Here is a 17686-nt window from a genome sequence, read left to right as displayed (position 1 = left end):
TACTAATCCTAAGAGTCAATACTTTTCGACATTTTTCAACAAACCAACTTAGTAACCATTTGTTATTTTTTTCTTATATGTTCTTTTTTAGCATATATTTATTCAAATTCTATTTGATAATGATTATCATTAATGATAAGATGAAATCAATTATAGGCATATACACCATTCACAAGCATTTTGGAGGATTATTATGACAACTAAAGAAGAGATTTTAATTTTAGATCCAGGCAATGCATTTGGACTAGAACGAAGAACTAACCCTTTTATCAATGACAATATGACATTGATTGATCAGTATGATTTAGATAAAACAGATTTATCTTCTATTCAAGCATTGATCATCCCTGAATTCGTTGACCAACGCTTTCTAGCTATACATAAAGGATTAATCGAACAATTTTTAAATGATGAAAAACTAATTGTTTTCTGTGGACATCTGTATATTGATTGGTTACCTGGTGCTAGTCATTTCATCCCGAAAACCATTAATCACCATAGTGATTACGCTCTTACTATCATAAAAGACCAAGGGATATTTGCAGGTGTTGACCCTGACGATATGACATACAACAAAGGTGTATCGGGCTTCTTTGCACGTGGTCACCATCCTATACCAACGGATGCAGAAGTACTGGTCACATTGCCAAACAATGAACCTGTCACGTATATTGACCGCAATACAACTAAAGGCACCATTTTAGCACATGCAGGTAAAGACCTTATTTGGTATTACAAACAAAACAAAACAACAGACCGTATTAGTGAACAATTACTACAATGGATACATTCTGAAATTAATGCTTTACATCAAGGGAGTAAAAACATATGAGAAAAATAGCAGTAATTATGAGTGGCAATGCCCCCCATAACCGAACGTTTAATGAACCTAAATTTAACAAATATATTACCCAACTAATCTATTTTCCAGAATTCGAGCAAACAGTATTAGAGGAATTTGACGTACTCCTCTTCCCTTCTCAATTAAACGAAAAATTATTAATGCGTGCAGCAAACAAAGTACGTTCATTTGCTAATAACGGCGGGATTGTAGTTGCATTTGGTCCACAGCCTTGGGAATGGCTTCCGAACCAAAAATGGGAGGAGCGCGAAACGAATTTCTGGTGGTGGCTTGAAAAAGGAGCGAAAAGTGGTTTAGTATTAGCCGCTCCTCACTATGACTTGTTTAATTATCTTACATTAACCGATGCTACTTGGCATCAGCACGGTGTTTTCTGGCCACCAAATGGAGCTGAAAAGTTAATTACAACCGAAGATGGTGGCGCTGTTATGTATGTTGATAAAGTCAGCACGAAAGGGACATTAATAATCACTACATTAGATCCAGATTATCATTTCGGAGCTTATTTCATGCCAGCTACAGAGAGATTTTTAGACGGCTTTATTCCGTGGCTTGCGGAAGGTAAGATATAAAAAAAACCTAAAATACTTCTGTTGGAATTCACCCTCCCAAGTAGACAAATTATTCGTGTTTACTAATACCGTTTTTTCATATCAACATGATAAAACCAATACCCTCCTATTCATTCATTGTTGGAAGGGTATTGGTTTTAATCATTTCATCAAAATTTTCTTAATCAGTTCATTAATATAGGTACTTAGTCAAATTGGTATGTCTTCACATATATTTGCTTTACTTCTATTCTTTTAATTCTTTTAATTCTTTTTGTATCTGTGATGTTGTTAATGACATTCAATAGTCTATATTGTCAATATAGTTACAGCATTCTTGAGTGGTTTGAAAGCATTCATGTACTTCATCATTTTGAATTTCGTAAAATTTGTTTGTACGCTCCACCATGTAACTTTGGATCATAACCTGTTCTCCGACCAGCAACTGCTCAATTTTTTTAAATAATGGATCTTCAGATATGCCGTTTAAGGTAAAAATACTAATTTGTTCAGTCATTTATACACCCCTAATGATGAAGAATTTACACTACTCGACTTTTTTGGATAGTCACCAATCCAATGTGTATTTTATAATTGCTTATAAATACTCTCTCTTTATTATAAATCTTTTCGAGTAATAAATTCAAAATATTAGGATAATTAAATAACTTTAGATTAAGAATTGAATACATATGGCAACTTTTAATCTATGGTCCTTTTATTAATTTAAAAAACATTTCTTTATCTCTCATGTCTAATGCAATATCAATCAGCCACTCTAAATTTTTCTTTTCAATTTCAGCAATGAGCTTATCCGTTTCTGGTGATATTTGTGGTTCATTTAACTTTTGTAATTTTGTAACGAAACGATTTGTATATGTTTTAATAACCGCAATAAGGTTGCTTTTTTCAGCAAGGTCTCGAAGGGTAAGTACTGTATTATTAGTAAACCTATAAGTGGAGTTATCATTTACAATACAATTTTTATTTATATCAAATTCTATGCAATGTCCATTGGTTGACTCTAAAAAGTACAATTCACCATTGATTTTAATCACAATATCACCTGCTAAAAAGTCCATTATTAGTGTTTTTCTAGAATTTATCCGTATTTTACTTGGTTCATAACACAATACTTCCATATGATCCTACGCCTCCTCAATCAGTCTTTATATATTAGTTCGAGATAAATACCTGTATAATGTTTTGAATTTTCAGACTTTATATAATGTATTCCAAAAGAGAAACAACAACTGGTTGTTTTTCTTATACAACTTCGATAAATTTAACAATTTCTAAACAACACACAAACATAATCATATGTATTTTGTTTTCAACAATTACACGTTTTTCTAATACCAATAGAGCTTCATTTACATCATTAGCTTTTACAACACCTTTAACTCTATAAAACCTAGCTTTAAAAGTTTCATTTCAATGGCATTAGAAACATAATGCACCAGATAACCTATAGCATAAGCTTAGTTGTCTAAGTTCAGTAGTTAACCGCAATATTATAATGTTGAAAAGATATTGAAGAAAAAAATAAAAGGCCCGAACTCTGTTCAACAACGAGTTCAGACCTTATTAGCCGGGCAATCTTCATTTAAACAACTTCTTTTAATTCGTTTCCATCAACTATTACTAATTGTTTATTACAGCATTTTCAACCTATTCCTTCGAATATTGTAGTAAATTTAAGATGCTATTTATACAGGAATCTTTATAGAATTGATGTAGCTCTTCTTCATTACATGTTAACCATTGAATTAATGAACCATCAATAAGGGCTCTCATCATTTTTGCATTTGTTAATGTGTCACTCTCTTGTCTAAATACACCTTCTTTTTTGCCTAATTCAATTATCTCTTTCCCAATTCCCCAGCAATTCTCATAAAAGTTCATGTTTATTCTTTTATAGTCTTCATTTCCATTTGCTTGAGCTAAAAAATCTAAATAGACACTGTAAAACTTTCTATTCTTTTGCGGTGAAATAAAAACTGCGTCAAGATAAGCTTTAAGTTTTTCAATAGCTGTTTGGTGTTTATCAATCGCTTCTAATTCATATCTATAAATTTGGTTTGTGATGGATTCTAGTAACTCTAATAGTATGTTTTGTTTGCTGTTAAAATAATAATGAACAACCCCTTTTGATACGCCAGCATTATCCGCAATATGCTGTAGAGTGACGTTATCATAACCTAATTCCGAAACTGCATTATAGGCTGCTTTCATTATTTGTGTTTTTCGTACTTCTTCTTTCTTTTTCATAGTTACCTCCGTAAAACTTAATAAAACAATTATACATTAATTTAAACTTAACAAAATTATTTTGACCGGTCAGAATAATTTTGTTATTCTAAAGTCGAAGTATAATACAGGGGTGGTTCTAATGATAGATAGATTTAAAGCATTGGTAGTAAATAAAGAGGATGATTTTACGGTTAAAGTTAAAGATCTAACTCTAGAAGATTTACCCGAAGGTGATGTGTTAATCAAAGTATCCTATTCATCGATCAATTATAAAGATAGTTTGGCTACTATTCCAAATGGTAATATCGTTAGCACCTATCCTTTTGTTCCTGGAATTGATTTAGCAGGTATCGTAGTTTCATCTAATGACCTTCGCTTTCATGAAGGTGATGAGGTTATTGCGACTAGCTATGAGATTGGTGTCTCTCATTTCGGTGGCTATAGTGAGTATGCCCGTATTCCAGCTAATTGGATAGTTCCACTTCCAAAAGGCCTTACGATAAAAGAAGCAATGATTATTGGAACAGCTGGTTTTACTGCGGCATTGTCCGTTCTGCGATTAGAAGAAAATAGTGTTTCTCCAGAAAAGGGTAAGATACTTGTAACAGGTGCAACTGGAGGTGTTGGTAGCTTTGCAGTTTCTATTCTCTCAACTCTTGGTTATCAAGTTGAGGCAAGTACAGGTAAAGAATCTGAACAAGAATTTTTGAAAAGCCTTGGGGCCACTACAATTGTTTCTCGTGAAGAGGTATTTGATGGGAAAATTAGAGCGTTAGGCAAACAAAAATGGGCTGCAGCCGTCGATTCAGTTGGGGGCGAACCACTAGCATCTTTATTAAGCCAAATTCAATACGGCGGTTCAGTTGCAGTAAGTGGATTAACAGCAGGGACTAAACTTCCGACAAACGTCTTCCCATTTATTTTAAGAGGAATAAATTTACTTGGAATTGATTCTGTGTATTGTCCTATGGAAACACGTATGAAAGTTTGGGACCGTTTAGCGACAGATTTCAAGCCAAAAAACATAGAAAAATTCATACAGCAAGAAGTAACACTACAACAACTTCCAGATGTTCTCCCTACCCTTCTTAAGGGGCAAGCAAAAGGTAGAACACTTGTAAAATTATAACAAAAAAGTGACGAGATATATAAATTCTCGTCACTTTTTTTACTTTAATTCTACTTAAAACTATTAAATACAATGAATATTCAAAAATAAAACTTCACATTTAAAAGCAAGAAAACATATTAAATTTTATCAAAATAACTACCATTTTATTCTCTGAACTATTAAACTATAAAAACCAACAATCAGGTACGTTCAGCTATTAACATAAACCGGAAATAAGATAAACTAATGCTAAATTTATCAGTTGCAACTTGAGTGTATCATAATTCTTCTTTATCTTTTTGCCAAATCTTTTTCCAAAAATCTTAATGCAATCAAACACCACAAGCTTAGTAATAGTTCTCAATTTAAATGAGACATATATTCAAATGCGGTTGTTCCATATACGCTTTTAAAGTGTTTATTTAAATGTGTTAAATCAACAAAACCACATTCTGCTACTGCTGAATAAATATCTCTATTCATTTCTATTAACTGCTTTGCTCGTTCTATCTTACAGTTAAGAAAGTATTGATATGGTGTAATCCCAGTATGTGCTTTGAACAATCTAATAAATTGAAATTTCGATAAATTAAGCTGATTACATATCTCGTCTAATTTAAGTACATTTTCTAAGTTCGAATGGAGCATAACCTTTGCTTTTCTAATTAAAGTATTATCTTTCTTATGATCTGTAGAAAGGTTACTTTGAATAAGGCTATCTGTGAGGGATATGAGTAATTCACTACACAAAGCATCTTCTTTTTCATTTAATATTGCATTAGAAAGACTTAATATTCTTTGTTCAAGTTGATAATCATACACAATAGGAGAAGAAAAACGTACTATATCCTTTTTCTCAATAACTTCTAAAAGCAATTGTGGCTCAATATATAACATTACGTAATCAAGACCTGCCTTATCATGCGCCATTCCGTCATGTGCTTGTTCTGGGTTAAATAGCATTACACCATTTTTATATGATAATTGTAAACTACCGTCCAAATTGTAATGTTGAATTCCTCGCAATGTTACACCTATTGCATACTCCTCGTGACAATGCTTTTTATACTTAAAATCCGTAAGACTTGCTGATAACGCCGTAATACCTGCCGTTTTTTTATAAATAAATTTATCCATCTTATTCACCTCTAATCACCCTACTACATCCAAATCATAATGGCAGCATACACTAAAAATAGTGTCATTATTACATTAACCATCTTTTCATGTTTCTGCAAAAAACTTTTAAAGATTGCACCGAAAAGTACCCAAGTAATAAATGCTAAAAATCCAATGATAGTTATAACTAAAGCACTGATTGTCAACACAGACATTGAGGTATAATAGGGCAAAATAAAGTTAGGAAAAACAGTCATTGTAAATAGTACAACTTTAGGATTTAAAAACTGCATAGTGAAACCTGACATAAAGGTACCATCTTTAGTTCCATTTGAGTCTGATGAATCCATTTTATAAATTTGATAAGCGAGATAAAGCATATAAATACTTCCGATCGTCTGCATAACAATTAATATTTTCGGTATAACCGTTATCAGTGCTGTATTTAACATTGCAGAAATAATAAGCAAGGCACCAAAAGCAATAGTTGCACCATATGTATATTCCAAGGCTTTTTTTACCCCGAAGTTATGTACTGTAGATAGTATAACGATATTAGTAGGTCCTGGTGTAAAAGTAACAATAAAACAGTATATTATAACAGATGCAATATTCATATTAAAACTCCTTTTAAGGTATTTTCATATAATTATTACACCTTAAAACTAATGACATATAGTATATTATTGCAGGAATAAATACAGCTTTTCTTCGAATTAATAAAAAAACATTGGATAAATTCTACCCAATGCATTTTTGAAATCTATATAATTGAACTCAAAGCCTTTGTTTGTTGAAGATAGTTTATAGAGCTTCAAGTATTACACCTGAGAAATCCCCTTTTAATACTTCTTTTTCGTTTTGGTTTTCACATATAAAAGATGCGATAATAGCTGTTCTATTATTTGCTTGCGCTTCGTATTTTTCAATTTTCACTTCACAAATAATTGTATCCCCCGTATACACAGGTCTTAAAAATTCGAAATTCATATTACGAGCCAATACGTTATGATTTCCACCTACTTTTGTTGGTAGAGATGCCGTTAATAACCCTTGAATTACAAGTCTTCCCTGTTCATCTGGTGTTCTATGATGAATCCCTTCATCACCTGAAATTTCTGTGAATAATTCAACATCTCTTACTGTAAAAGTCCGTTCAAATGTAATGATATCTCCTACTTTTAATGGCATATAAATCTCCCCTTTTAATTAATTGAGAAAATCTTGAAGTTTCCATTCTTTCGGTTTGATGTTCTTGTCCATCCATTTCTTTTGTGGTGCTTGGAATGGAGTGTTGGCGATTAAATGATTATTATGCCAGCTTGCTGCTCCGGAACGAATCATTTCATCTAGCAGGATTTGGATAAATTCTTCTGGTTGAAGCTGGAAAGAGTAGCGTGCAAAATCTTGGAACCAACCACACTTTAGTAGGTAGTTTCCAACTTCTTCTTTTGCCAAACCGTTTTTTATAATTAATGTGAATGAAAATATCCTTTTGCAGGCATGCCATGCAATTTTTTCTGGCATCTTGAGCCACTTTTCGAACCGTTCCCTTGCAGCATCTATGGAAGCTTTAGTATTCTCTATTTCAGATCCATGTCCTGAATATGCATGTTGAATCCGGATTTTGGACAACTGATCCAAACTTTCAAGTGATCGTTGGATAGACGAGACGCCCTCTCGAAAAACATTTAACCAACCAATGTCATTTTTATGAAAGAGATCCCCGCATATTAATATCTCTTCTTCAGGTTCATATAAAGAAATATGCCCTAACGTATGGCCCGGTGTGTGCAAGACTCTCAAGATTCTACTTCCTGTATGAATCTCATCATTATCCGAGAGCTTCGTATCAACTCGATAAGGTTCTACAGGTTGATCTAACCATTCTGCACTACAAGATTCAGGGTCACAAGAATTAATTAAATCGGCGTCCCATTTATGAGCAGCAATCGTAACACCATACTTTTTTTGGAAATGAAAATTACCTCCAACATGATCACTATGATAGTGCGTATTCACAATAAGGTGTAATTCTTCTGGTGAAACACCTACTTCTTTTATTAATTTCTCAGTCTCCTTTACATCACTCCCAAAACCAGTATCAATTAGGATCGGTAACTGATCCTTAATAAGAATCATGTTTGCACTCGGAAATTTTCTTTCAAAAAAAATAATACTAGATTGCCCCATTAGTTATTCCTCCTAAATCTTGTGAACTAAAACGAAGCTAATTGAGCGTTCGTTCAATTGAATTTTTTGCATGTGCAGTTAAAAATAATAATAAAAATCTTCTCATTTGAATCAACCTTTTCAAACAGTTGTTAATAAATACTTCTATATACATTTAATAATACCTTTTTAATACAGATACAACTTCAACATTGAAATCATCTATTCTTCTTGAATCAACGCTTTCCCCATTAATTTAAGGAGATTATTTATCTAAAAAGAGATAATCTATAAAGAATTGCCAATGAATATCACTCTTTTTGGTATAGGCAATGAACTTAAACATATACATTACATAATATAGATATAGGTATGAAATATTAAAAAAAGGATGATGTATAAAATGACATTGTTGATATTGTGAGTATTTCAGTTATAGGAACTGGAACCCCTCCAGGTGGCGGAGGAATACCTGAAGGCTGGGAAGATGATTACTTGGACATTGATCGCTGGGAGAATGACGGCGGTAGCAGTCTTCGGACAAGAACTGGCTGTGGTGGTGATAGGAAAACCAGTCTCCCTTTATAACATTGCACCCACAAATTTATAATAGAAGCGTATCTCCCGCTATTTAAGATTTCTCGCCTTAAGTATAAAACTCTTTTTCTTAATGCACTAAAATGTCTCGTTAGTGTGATTACATTTCTTTATAAATTTTATAACTTTTTTAACATAAATTTCCGACTAAAATCATGCAACCTCTATGGAAAACTAAACATCGTTTATGAGTGCTGCTTATAAAATTGTCTCTTATTACAAAGACTTACCACTTAATAATTTCGATAAGACTGGGAATAATACAGTCAACGTAATTATGAGGTGGTGAAATATGAAAAAAATTTTTTCCCTGCTTTTGTTTTTATCTTTTTCACTGTTCTTTTTAACTGTATTTGCAATAGCAAATGATAAACCTAGTCCATATGAAAAGATATATCCTGAGATTGGTTACAAAACCGTAGTAGCCGCTTCAAACGAATTCGCACAACATTATAATGAAAAACTGGAGTTACCACTTAGAGTTCCACCAATAAGTTTTACTCATTATTTTGGACGATTTAGTGAGTATGATCACTCATTCGAAGTGGTTTTTATAAATGATCAGGCTTCTGAAAATCATTATAAAATCGATATTCGACCTATCGAAGCGAAAGTTCCTATAAGAAAGAAATATATATTGGACACTTTAAAACTAAAGAATGGAAATGATGCAACATTGATGAGAGTTTCAGATTTTAATGTACTTGTTTTCGAAAGAGGTAAGTGGCAGTATATGCTAATCATAGATAAAAGGGTTTCTCATAAGGTGACAACTGAAATTTTAGTTGAAATAGCTAATTCTATTGACTATCCAAATGAAAAAGAAGAATCGTAATTCAAGCAACTGGAGTCTTAATAAAAAAAACTAAGTTAGACTTAGTCAACAAGTCTAACTTAGTTTTTTGTTATACATCTGGTTTTCTTAAATTTTTTTTGTCATTTTAAACGATTTTTACTGTTATCAGCTTATTAACAATCATACTAATCTTTATTTTTACTAATAAAATAACTAATAATATTTAATAAACTAACGCCAACAATCGCTATAAATACATAGTACCTAATCGTACCTTCGCCTAAATTGAGTTCATCCACAAGAATTCCATCCATAAATAATAATTGAGTTCCTAATAGAACGAAAATAGAGGCGTATCCTATATTACATCTACAGAATACGCCCATTATTTACTTGTATTTTTCAATGAACCCTATATCATCAATTGGCCAAATCGTTATATTAGCGTTCCCTACTATATTATTCATTGGAACTAAACCAATGATTCGGCTATCAGTACTATTTCTTCGATTGTCCCCCATTACAAAGACATAACCTTCTGGGATAACAGACATTTGAGTGTAATCTTCAAGTGTAAAGTCTTCAGTTAGTGTCCCTCCATCCAATAGACTCCTTTTATATCTATTTAGATAAGGTTCTTCATGCGGCTGACCATTAATGTATAATTGATCGCTCTTATACTCAATATGATCTCCAGGTAAGCCAATTACGCGTTTAATATAATCCTTGTCCTCAGTTGCATGAAACACAATGATATCAAAACGATCAGGGTGACCTATTTTATTAACAATCATTCGTTCCCCACTTTCTAGAGTAGGCATCATTGATTCGCCTTCTACTATAATGGGAGTAAATAGAAAGAAGCGAAATATAAACGCTAGTCCAACTGCAATGAATAAGGCTTTTGTCCATTCCCAAAGCGAATTCTTTTCTGCTTTCACATTTGTCATTTATTTCTCTCCTTTAACTATCACAATTAAGTATGTCTATAATGGAGAATTTCATTAGTTTCACTCTTTGCCTTTGTTTAATATATGAATATAAAAAAACTTCATTCAATGATCATGCTATTTATTATTGGAGTTCTCTACTTTTTAATATGAACCATTTCAATCAATGTTTATATACAACAAATATATTTAGAAAATGTTCTAATAATATCGTTCTTTTAAAGTAATATTTCGTTCCATGATTGCTGCCTTTTACAAAACAATTAACATACATGATATGATATTAATGGTATCTTATCCGTTTTCGTTGTAATTAGACAACTTTTTAAAAGATGGAGAATTTTTGTGGAGAGTTACCTTAACAAAAAACAACTTAGAGAGGTTTTTAAAATGAAAAAAACAAACATTCTAGTAGCTAGTACGATGAGTTTTTCTTTATTATTAAGCGGCTTGTCAGCAACTAGCTCAACAACATCAGAAACAACATCAATTACTGCTGGGTCTGAAATGCATAGACATATTACTAAGGTTAGTGCACCTGTTAAGAAGATTCAAACTTTGTACATATCAAACGTTCGTGCAAATGCAGGAACTAAATATAAAGTGATTGCTTCAGCGAAAAAAGGAAAAGTTTTTACTTCGTATGCTACAAAAAAAGTAGGTTCTACAACTTGGCATAAGGTAAAGGTAAATAACAAAATAGGTTGGATTTCAAGTACTGTCGTCAAAAACTATTCTAGTAAAACGTTGAAAGTACCTTTTGTAAGTCAATTATCACCTGTGAATGCTCCATTTGGCTGTGAAGGAGCAAGTTTATTGATGGCTTTAAAATACAAAGGGTATTCAAAAGTCGGCTTACGTACATTTTTAGATGATATGCCAAAAGACAAGGGTGGTAATCCGTATAAAGGTTTTGCTGGTGGCAATCCTTATGCAAACCAAAATGGCGTATTCCAATCCATCTTCCCAAAACCATTAACTACTTATGGTAAAGAATATAACAGTAAAGTTGCAAATGTATCAGGCTACTCTACTTCTCAAATCAAAAAAGAATTAGATAAAGGAAATCCAGTTGTTGTCTACGTAACATTGGATTTTAAAAAGCCAGTTTGGGCCAAATGGAAAATGGGCAGTGCAGGTACAAAGAAAATCGTTGATAATATGCATGTTGTTACTGTCATCGGATACAACAGCAACGGCTCATACTATGTAGCAGATCCAAATAGTAAAAAGGAAAAATATTGGGTAAGCAAGTCAAACTTTGAACGTGCGTACAATGCACTTCAATGGGGCGTTGTAGTTCGATAAAATATTAAACAAAGTACACTATTAGGCTATTTAAATAGTGTACTTTTTTAATGCGCATTAATCATTAGTGAATATTTTTACTGTTAATTTGGAAGTTTTACCGAGTTTCGTCCCAAATCATTAACTTAAAGGAGATTTTTGCTACTCTCTACTCTTCAAAGAGAGCATTCATAATCTAGTCATTATGATCACCCTTCATAAATTCATGGCTGAATTCATATTAACTTATAGACAGACAATCAGTTAGTCTGAGTGAGGATGATATAGTGAGTTTAATTTATGTTATTGGTTATGTGTACACTGTAGGTGGCTTTAGCGTAGGTGGCATAATTGCGTGGATATTAAAAGGTGTTCAAAAGAAAATTGATATCATTTACGGTATTTGTGCAGGTTTAACTCTCGGTTTGCTAAGTTTTGAAATTGCACCTGAAGCGATCTTTCTTGGCAACTGGATCACTTTCATTCTCGGTTTCTTTGCAGGAGTGGTATTGTTTCAATTTGCTCATAAAGTTTTGCATATTCTATTTGGGGCAACCAAAAATCATGTGAAAAAGGGTGCTCTACAAACTGGAATATTGTTAATGCTTAGCATTACATTTCACAATTTACCTATAGGAATTGTGCTAGGAGCAAATCAAAACTCAGCAGTCAAGGAATCGCTGTTACACACTATCCTACTTCATAATATACCTGAGGGCATTATTGTATTTACTCCTTTATTTATAGCTGGTCTTGGAGTATGGACCTTGTTCTTTTTAACTTTGATTATTTCTCTTCCAGTTGGCATTGGCGCTTACATAGGAAATTCAATTGGTATTGGCAATCCAATGATTTGGTCCTTTGCTATTAGTTTAGCCGCGGGCACAATATATATGGTCACTATCAAAGAAGTATTACTTGAGTCTATTAAAGATTCTTCTGGTGTTTTACTATTAGCTGTCATTAGTTTTTTAGTAATTGGTGGTTTTCTTTTTCTTATTTAACTTTTAAAAGAATAAAAATGCTTGGGTGAGTTGAAGTGATATCCACAAAGTTAATAGTTCTTAGAAAAAAAGCTGGTCAATTTATCTGACCAGCTTACTGAAATTATTTAACAATAACCATAATAATTAAAAATACAGGAATAAGAAGTAGCTGTAAAATATTTCTTAACAACACTCCATTTTCTTTATATAAACGCCATCCAAATAATAGATCTATACTAGACAATAATGCGATGTAAGCACCAAAATAAAAATAGCTGATCGCTACCATATTTGAATCATAGATATTTATTAAACTTAGAGCAACTACAGTTATCACTATTGAAACAATTATTCTAAAAGGACTCTGTTTGACTCGCACTTTAGGGAAGGTCATGTTAAACACTCTAATTAAAATCGTTTTGATTAAATATTGAAAAACTAAAACTAATCCTAATGCTATAAAAAAATCTCTCCATTCATTATTTTGTTCTTCGATTTTCATTAAATCTTCAAGAATAAAAAGATCATTTAGTTGAAACATTTCACGTGTTTCCCAATTTTGCACAAATAACTCTTGAGATGTATTCTCAAATATTTTTAATTTTATTTCTTGACCTTTAACAACTATTATTAAATCTGCAATAGCTGATAATTGTTCATTGTCTATTTGTGCTTTTTCATTATTTTGAATATGAGTGATAATCGAATGTATATATGAGGGATCGGTCACTTTTTGTACATTAATATAAGCTTTTGATCTTTTGCCATAAAACTTATCATTATTTGTTGTGTTATTTTCAAGACCTAGCGTATAAATTGATTCAATCTGTTGACTAGATACCCCCTCTAACCCCATAGAAGCACTATAATAAGGTTTTTCACTATTATTATTTGGACTTAATGTAAGTACTGTGATTAACAGCACAAAACAAGTCGCGATGAGGATAAGAGGATATTGGAGTCGTGGCCAGAAGTTCGGTTTTATATCGACTTCTTCAATTCTTTGTAGTAAATCATCATAATTTCCTTGTTGTATATGTAAATTACGAGGAGGATTCTTTAGCTTGTTGAATTCTGAATCATAGTTCTGTGACATATGTATATCCCCTTTCCTCATATATCTTCTGCAATGCCTTTAATGCTCTAGCAGTATTGTTTGTTATTTGCTTTTCAGAGCATCCAAGAAAATCAGCCGCTTCTTTGATAGTCAGCCCATCAATCTTTCGTAAAACAAGAGCTTCTCTATACGGCAGTTTTAATTCTTTAAGTGCCTCATATAAAGTTGCAACTGCTTCTCCCCGTTCTAGAATATCGCTAGGTGTCTCTTTTTCAATACAATCATCCTTATGTACAAATGGTATAAACTTCACAATTTGCTTGCGTCGAAAATAATCATAGACAAGATTCCTCGCAATACGCTTTATCCAAGTTTTAACAACGGCTTCTTCACGAAACGTAGCAAACTGCTTGTAGGCCTTATAAAATGTTTCTTGTGTCAAATCTTCTGCCAATTCTTTGTGCTGAACCAGATAAAATATATATTGATAAATCGCTTCATTATGTGTTTGATATAATTGTTGAAATGACATTTTGTCCATTTAATCCCTCCTTCTTAACTATAGACGATTGAAGGGAAATTTCTACTCAGTTTTTTTGTTCCTTTTTATCTACATTCTCGAATTTTCATTCATCACTCCGTTCTACACTTTATCTAAAGTTGAGAAGTAGATACAAGAAAAGATAGAGGTTCTGAGTATAAGCCGTGATTAATAAATCAAGGCTTATTTTCATTAGTTAGCTCGTATTATCAAAATCAAGAATAAATGAACGAGTAATAATTATTAATGTTTTCTCACTTTGATAATGGCTGCGGTAGATTAATAAAGGGTATCCCTTTTTTCTGTCGAATTATAGAACTAGGAAAGTTACATTAGTTTAATTGGGGTCTCGTTTTTACCATCGTAAAATTAGAGAAGTACTATTTGTTCAATTAACTTACTCGATATTAGTACTATCTCACATGATGTAGGGAGGATTTCTTATGATATTTGATAATCTAAATAAAAAAATAACCACTAAAAGGCTTGTACTAAGACTATTCCAAAAATCTGATGCAGTAGCTGTTACTAAACTTTGTAATAATTATAATATTTATAAAAATACATTGTACCTACCTTATCCATATGCTATAAAGGATGCTTTATCGTGGATCGAACACCATCATGATAATTTTAATGCTAATAAATCATATGAATTTGCTATAACAGATAAGAAGACAGGAGAATTATATGGAGCTATTGCACTATCTAACAATCAACAGTTTAATAATGGTGAAATAGCCTATTGGATTGGTGAAGAATTTTGGGGAAATGGATATGCTACAGAAGCGGCGCAAGCTATATTACAATTCGCATTTGATGAAAAACAATACCATAAACTATTTGCTCGGTACTTCAGTTCAAATCCAGCTTCCGGAAGAGTTTTGCAGAAATTAGGAATGCACCAAGAAGGGATATTAATAGACCATGTGAGGAAAGAAAATCGATATGAAGATCTAATATATTACGGAATTATTAACTCAAGAGGATAATAATCGTATATTACAAATGGCTATTTTATAGATATAAAAGAAAACTCAATTACATTGACAGATATTATTAAACACCTGCTAATTTGAGGTGTTTTTTTATTTTTCTAATTAGTGCCTGCTCTTATGGAATAATAATTCCTATCACCTTTAGATCAGTTAATACTTAGGTGATCTCTTCTTATAAGCTTAGGGTTACTTTTTCACTTTCTTAATCATTCAATAATTGTAATTCTCCAATCTAGACACACCTCCGAATATTTCTTTCCAATCTTTCACATAATAATTTCAAAATTGATCTTGATTATACTTAAGACAGATTTATTTCAAAAATGTTAATTATCGTTGAAATTCTATAAGTAAAAAAGGAAATATTATAACATACGTCGAAACAGCATTAATAAGAAAAGTTTGAGGAGGTAATTTATGCGAAAAAAGATTTGGGTATTATTGGTTTGTGGTTTAATGTTACTTACAGCTTGTTCAAATACAAATGGTTTTGTAGAAGTTCAACACGCTAAAGCTAATACTGATACACCAAAGGAAAATGAAAACAAAGTAGAAAATTCAACTCAAACAATAAAAAAACTAAAAAAAGAGATTAATGTTTATAAGATAGAAAAAGAAAACTTCGCAATTATAAGTAACTTATCTAGAGACTTTGTTCAAGCGCAAAAAACAGGCAATCAAAAGCAACTACAAGCATTATTGGCAAAGGAATTAACGTTAAAAAGTAAAGCTGATGGGTTATATGTCATCATTGATAATGTAGATTGGCTATTATATACACTTGACGGTAAGAACTATTTAGATGATTGGGTAATGCAAGGTTACGATTATAACAATGATAATCAAACATTTAACATTTTCATTAGAGAATTTTATAAAAGTAATAATGTAGAGCTTGTTAGCCCTCCGACATTCCTACATTTAGTGTTTAAAAAGGTTAAGGATGAGTGGAAAATCATTAATTTAGAATTCGACGTATAGATTCGAACCTAGATAATGACATAGGGCTGTCCTAAAAGTTGGTTTTCACCTACTTTTAGGACAGCCCTTTTTATATCTATTAATTTATTTTAATACTTAGCTTTATAAATAAATATTCTGCTAGTAATTACCATGATGACAACGAGCGCAAGGAAATACAATGGCATTATTATTAGAGAACCTGTATGCAGTTGACTCATTCCCCAAATAATCAGTGTAACCAATAAATAATATCCTAAGCTAAATAATGCTCCTGCCGTTCCAACGACATCTTGAAAATTCACAAGTGCCAAACTGAGGCAATTTGGTAGAGCAATTCCTATCCCTAATAAGAGTATGAAAATTGCTACCAGAATTGCTGCTGCGTAGAATACAGTAGGATTCGTTCCAGTCAGTACAATAGCTGATAAGATCATTGCCCCTACTACCATTACTAAACATCCAATATATATAATTTTTTCAGGTATATAAACAGCTAGTAAACGTTTTGATAAGTTGGCTCCTATTATTGAAGACAAGGCTACGACTATCCCTAAAAAACCAAATAAACCTGGCGACATTTTAAAATACTCAATAAAGATAAATGGTGCTTCAGCATAATAGCTGAACAATATGCCATTTGTACCTCCTATGAGCAATCCAAATGCAATTATCTTTGGATCAGTAATAATCCTCTTTAATACAAGAAAAATACTTATTTTATTATTAGTATCAGAAGACGCTTTTGTTTCAGGCAATGCTGTAAATGTATATACAAAAATCCCGATACTCATTACAACCAATGTGAAAAATACTGCCTTAAATCCAAAAGTTTGATCAACCCAACCTCCAACTAATGGTCCTACTGCTGGCGTAAATGCAATGACAGCAGAAATTTGTGCAAACATTACATGACGTTTATGACCATCAACGCTTTCACGAAGAATCGTTTGTGTGACGACTGAACCTGTACTTGCTCCAAATGCTTGAAGAAAGCGGCTTATGAATAATAATTCTATGGAGTTAGCCATAAAACATAAAAGACTACCTACACCATATGTTACAATTCCCCACAGCATAGCAGGACGACGCCCTATTATATCAGACAACCATCCCCAACAAAACACACCTAAAGCAAATCCTGCAAAGTATATACTGAGTGTAAGTTGAGTAGCATTGCTGCTAACGTTTAAAGCTTTAGAAATATCGGGTAACGATGGTGTATAAATTGTTTCACTTATTTGTGGAAATGCCACAAGAATAATCATTAACATTAACGATGGTACTGAGACTTTTTTCATTTCTAATAACCCTCCTATAACTTAGAAAATCTCAGGTATTACAATCTTTTGTAGCTATGGAATAGGAGGAACCATCATTTTAATTCGTTCAAAAAATAACATGAGCTTACACCTCTTTTAATGATTATGAATACGTATACCTATA

Annotated in this window: 20 protein-coding genes; 9 read left to right on the top strand and 11 right to left on the bottom strand. The window is 32.2% G+C overall.

Going from position 1 to position 17686, the window contains the following annotated elements; all coding sequences use genetic code 11:
- Window positions 1–193: 193 nt before the first annotated feature.
- Both MKY02_RS11010 and MKY02_RS11005 read left to right on the top strand, forming a co-directional pair.
- A complete protein-coding gene (locus MKY02_RS11010; RefSeq protein WP_038181748.1) occupies window positions 194–832 on the top strand; it encodes a hypothetical protein in 639 nt (212 codons plus the stop codon).
- Window positions 829–1434 (top strand): hypothetical protein, encoded by a 606-nt coding sequence (locus MKY02_RS11005; RefSeq protein WP_038181751.1) that lies wholly within the window; start codon window positions 829–831, stop codon window positions 1432–1434. Before MKY02_RS11010 ends, MKY02_RS11005 begins: the two co-directional genes overlap by 4 nt.
- A 280-nt stretch (window positions 1435–1714) precedes the next feature.
- On the opposite strand, the gene MKY02_RS11000 is transcribed toward MKY02_RS11005, so the two are convergent.
- From MKY02_RS11000 to MKY02_RS10990, 3 genes are all read right to left on the bottom strand, one after another.
- Window positions 1715–1930, bottom strand: coding sequence for a hypothetical protein (locus tag MKY02_RS11000; protein WP_038181755.1), 216 nt, complete (start codon window positions 1928–1930; stop codon window positions 1715–1717).
- Between the two features lie 190 nt (window positions 1931–2120).
- A complete protein-coding gene (locus MKY02_RS10995; RefSeq protein ID WP_038181758.1) occupies window positions 2121–2555 on the bottom strand; it encodes an IDEAL domain-containing protein in 435 nt (144 codons plus the stop codon).
- Window positions 2556–3084: 529 nt separating this feature from the next.
- Window positions 3085–3684: a TetR/AcrR family transcriptional regulator gene (locus MKY02_RS10990; protein WP_038181762.1), complete on the bottom strand. Its 600-nt coding sequence runs from the start codon at window positions 3682–3684 to the stop codon at window positions 3085–3087.
- A gap of 121 nt (window positions 3685–3805) precedes the next feature.
- Between MKY02_RS10990 and MKY02_RS10985 the strand changes: the two genes are divergently transcribed.
- A complete protein-coding gene (locus tag MKY02_RS10985) occupies window positions 3806–4795 on the top strand; it encodes an NADPH:quinone oxidoreductase family protein (RefSeq protein WP_038181764.1) in 990 nt (329 codons plus the stop codon).
- Window positions 4796–5137: 342 nt separating this feature from the next.
- Here the strand turns inward: MKY02_RS10985 and MKY02_RS10980 are convergent, their stop codons facing one another.
- From MKY02_RS10980 to MKY02_RS10965, 4 genes are all read right to left on the bottom strand, one after another.
- Complete coding sequence (locus tag MKY02_RS10980; RefSeq protein WP_038181768.1) at window positions 5138–5914, bottom strand: AraC family transcriptional regulator; 777 nt, start codon at window positions 5912–5914, stop codon at window positions 5138–5140.
- A gap of 23 nt (window positions 5915–5937) precedes the next feature.
- Complete coding sequence (locus tag MKY02_RS10975) at window positions 5938–6513, bottom strand: LysE family translocator (RefSeq protein WP_038181771.1); 576 nt, start codon at window positions 6511–6513, stop codon at window positions 5938–5940.
- A 187-nt stretch (window positions 6514–6700) separates the two neighbouring features.
- The gene (locus MKY02_RS10970; RefSeq protein WP_038181775.1) at window positions 6701–7087 is read right to left on the bottom strand and encodes a hotdog domain-containing protein; all 387 of its coding nucleotides are present in this window, start codon (window positions 7085–7087) and stop codon (window positions 6701–6703) included.
- Between the two features lie 18 nt (window positions 7088–7105).
- Complete coding sequence (locus MKY02_RS10965) at window positions 7106–8089, bottom strand: MBL fold metallo-hydrolase (protein ID WP_038181777.1); 984 nt, start codon at window positions 8087–8089, stop codon at window positions 7106–7108.
- 399 nt (window positions 8090–8488) lie between these two features.
- Between MKY02_RS10965 and MKY02_RS10960 the strand changes: the two genes are divergently transcribed.
- Complete coding sequence (locus tag MKY02_RS10960; RefSeq protein WP_155981165.1) at window positions 8489–8656, top strand: hypothetical protein; 168 nt, start codon at window positions 8489–8491, stop codon at window positions 8654–8656.
- A 301-nt stretch (window positions 8657–8957) separates the two neighbouring features.
- The gene (locus tag MKY02_RS10955) at window positions 8958–9500 is read left to right on the top strand and encodes a hypothetical protein (protein ID WP_076065032.1); all 543 of its coding nucleotides are present in this window, start codon (window positions 8958–8960) and stop codon (window positions 9498–9500) included.
- A 350-nt stretch (window positions 9501–9850) separates the two neighbouring features.
- Here MKY02_RS10955 and lepB read toward each other — a convergent pair whose 3' ends face one another.
- The gene (lepB, locus tag MKY02_RS10950) at window positions 9851–10411 is read right to left on the bottom strand and encodes a signal peptidase I (RefSeq protein ID WP_038181785.1); all 561 of its coding nucleotides are present in this window, start codon (window positions 10409–10411) and stop codon (window positions 9851–9853) included.
- A gap of 390 nt (window positions 10412–10801) precedes the next feature.
- Here lepB and MKY02_RS10945 point away from each other — a divergent pair, with 390 nt between their 5' ends.
- Entirely contained in the window at window positions 10802–11719 is a 918-nt protein-coding gene (locus tag MKY02_RS10945) for a C39 family peptidase (protein ID WP_051448626.1), read from the top strand.
- A gap of 266 nt (window positions 11720–11985) precedes the next feature.
- Window positions 11986–12702: a ZIP family metal transporter gene (locus MKY02_RS10940; protein WP_083669550.1), complete on the top strand. Its 717-nt coding sequence runs from the start codon at window positions 11986–11988 to the stop codon at window positions 12700–12702.
- Window positions 12703–12805: 103 nt separating this feature from the next.
- Here MKY02_RS10940 and MKY02_RS10935 read toward each other — a convergent pair whose 3' ends face one another.
- The gene (locus MKY02_RS10935; RefSeq protein ID WP_076035333.1) at window positions 12806–13780 is read right to left on the bottom strand and encodes a hypothetical protein; all 975 of its coding nucleotides are present in this window, start codon (window positions 13778–13780) and stop codon (window positions 12806–12808) included.
- Window positions 13764–14282 (bottom strand): RNA polymerase sigma factor, encoded by a 519-nt coding sequence (locus MKY02_RS10930; RefSeq protein ID WP_076065031.1) that lies wholly within the window; start codon window positions 14280–14282, stop codon window positions 13764–13766. Before MKY02_RS10930 ends, MKY02_RS10935 begins: the two co-directional genes overlap by 17 nt.
- 443 nt (window positions 14283–14725) lie before the next feature.
- Here MKY02_RS10930 and MKY02_RS10925 point away from each other — a divergent pair, with 443 nt between their 5' ends.
- Window positions 14726–15274 carry a GNAT family N-acetyltransferase gene (locus tag MKY02_RS10925; protein ID WP_076035335.1) on the top strand — a complete coding sequence of 183 codons (549 nt, stop codon included), beginning with the start codon at window positions 14726–14728 and terminating at the stop codon, window positions 15272–15274.
- A 423-nt stretch (window positions 15275–15697) separates the two neighbouring features.
- The gene (locus tag MKY02_RS10920; protein WP_340711165.1) at window positions 15698–16261 is read left to right on the top strand and encodes a hypothetical protein; all 564 of its coding nucleotides are present in this window, start codon (window positions 15698–15700) and stop codon (window positions 16259–16261) included.
- Between the two features lie 89 nt (window positions 16262–16350).
- Here MKY02_RS10920 and MKY02_RS10915 read toward each other — a convergent pair whose 3' ends face one another.
- Window positions 16351–17541: a multidrug effflux MFS transporter gene (locus tag MKY02_RS10915; RefSeq protein ID WP_038181794.1), complete on the bottom strand. Its 1191-nt coding sequence runs from the start codon at window positions 17539–17541 to the stop codon at window positions 16351–16353.
- Window positions 17542–17686 lie beyond the last annotated feature (145 nt).

It is taken from the genome of Viridibacillus sp. FSL R5-0888 (genome assembly GCF_038009105.1).
In the GTDB taxonomy this organism is placed as follows: Bacteria; Bacillota; Bacilli; order Bacillales_A; family Planococcaceae; genus Viridibacillus; species Viridibacillus arenosi.
The sequence above is the reverse complement of the archived record's forward strand: the minus strand, read 5'-3'. Positions and strand labels throughout refer to the sequence as shown.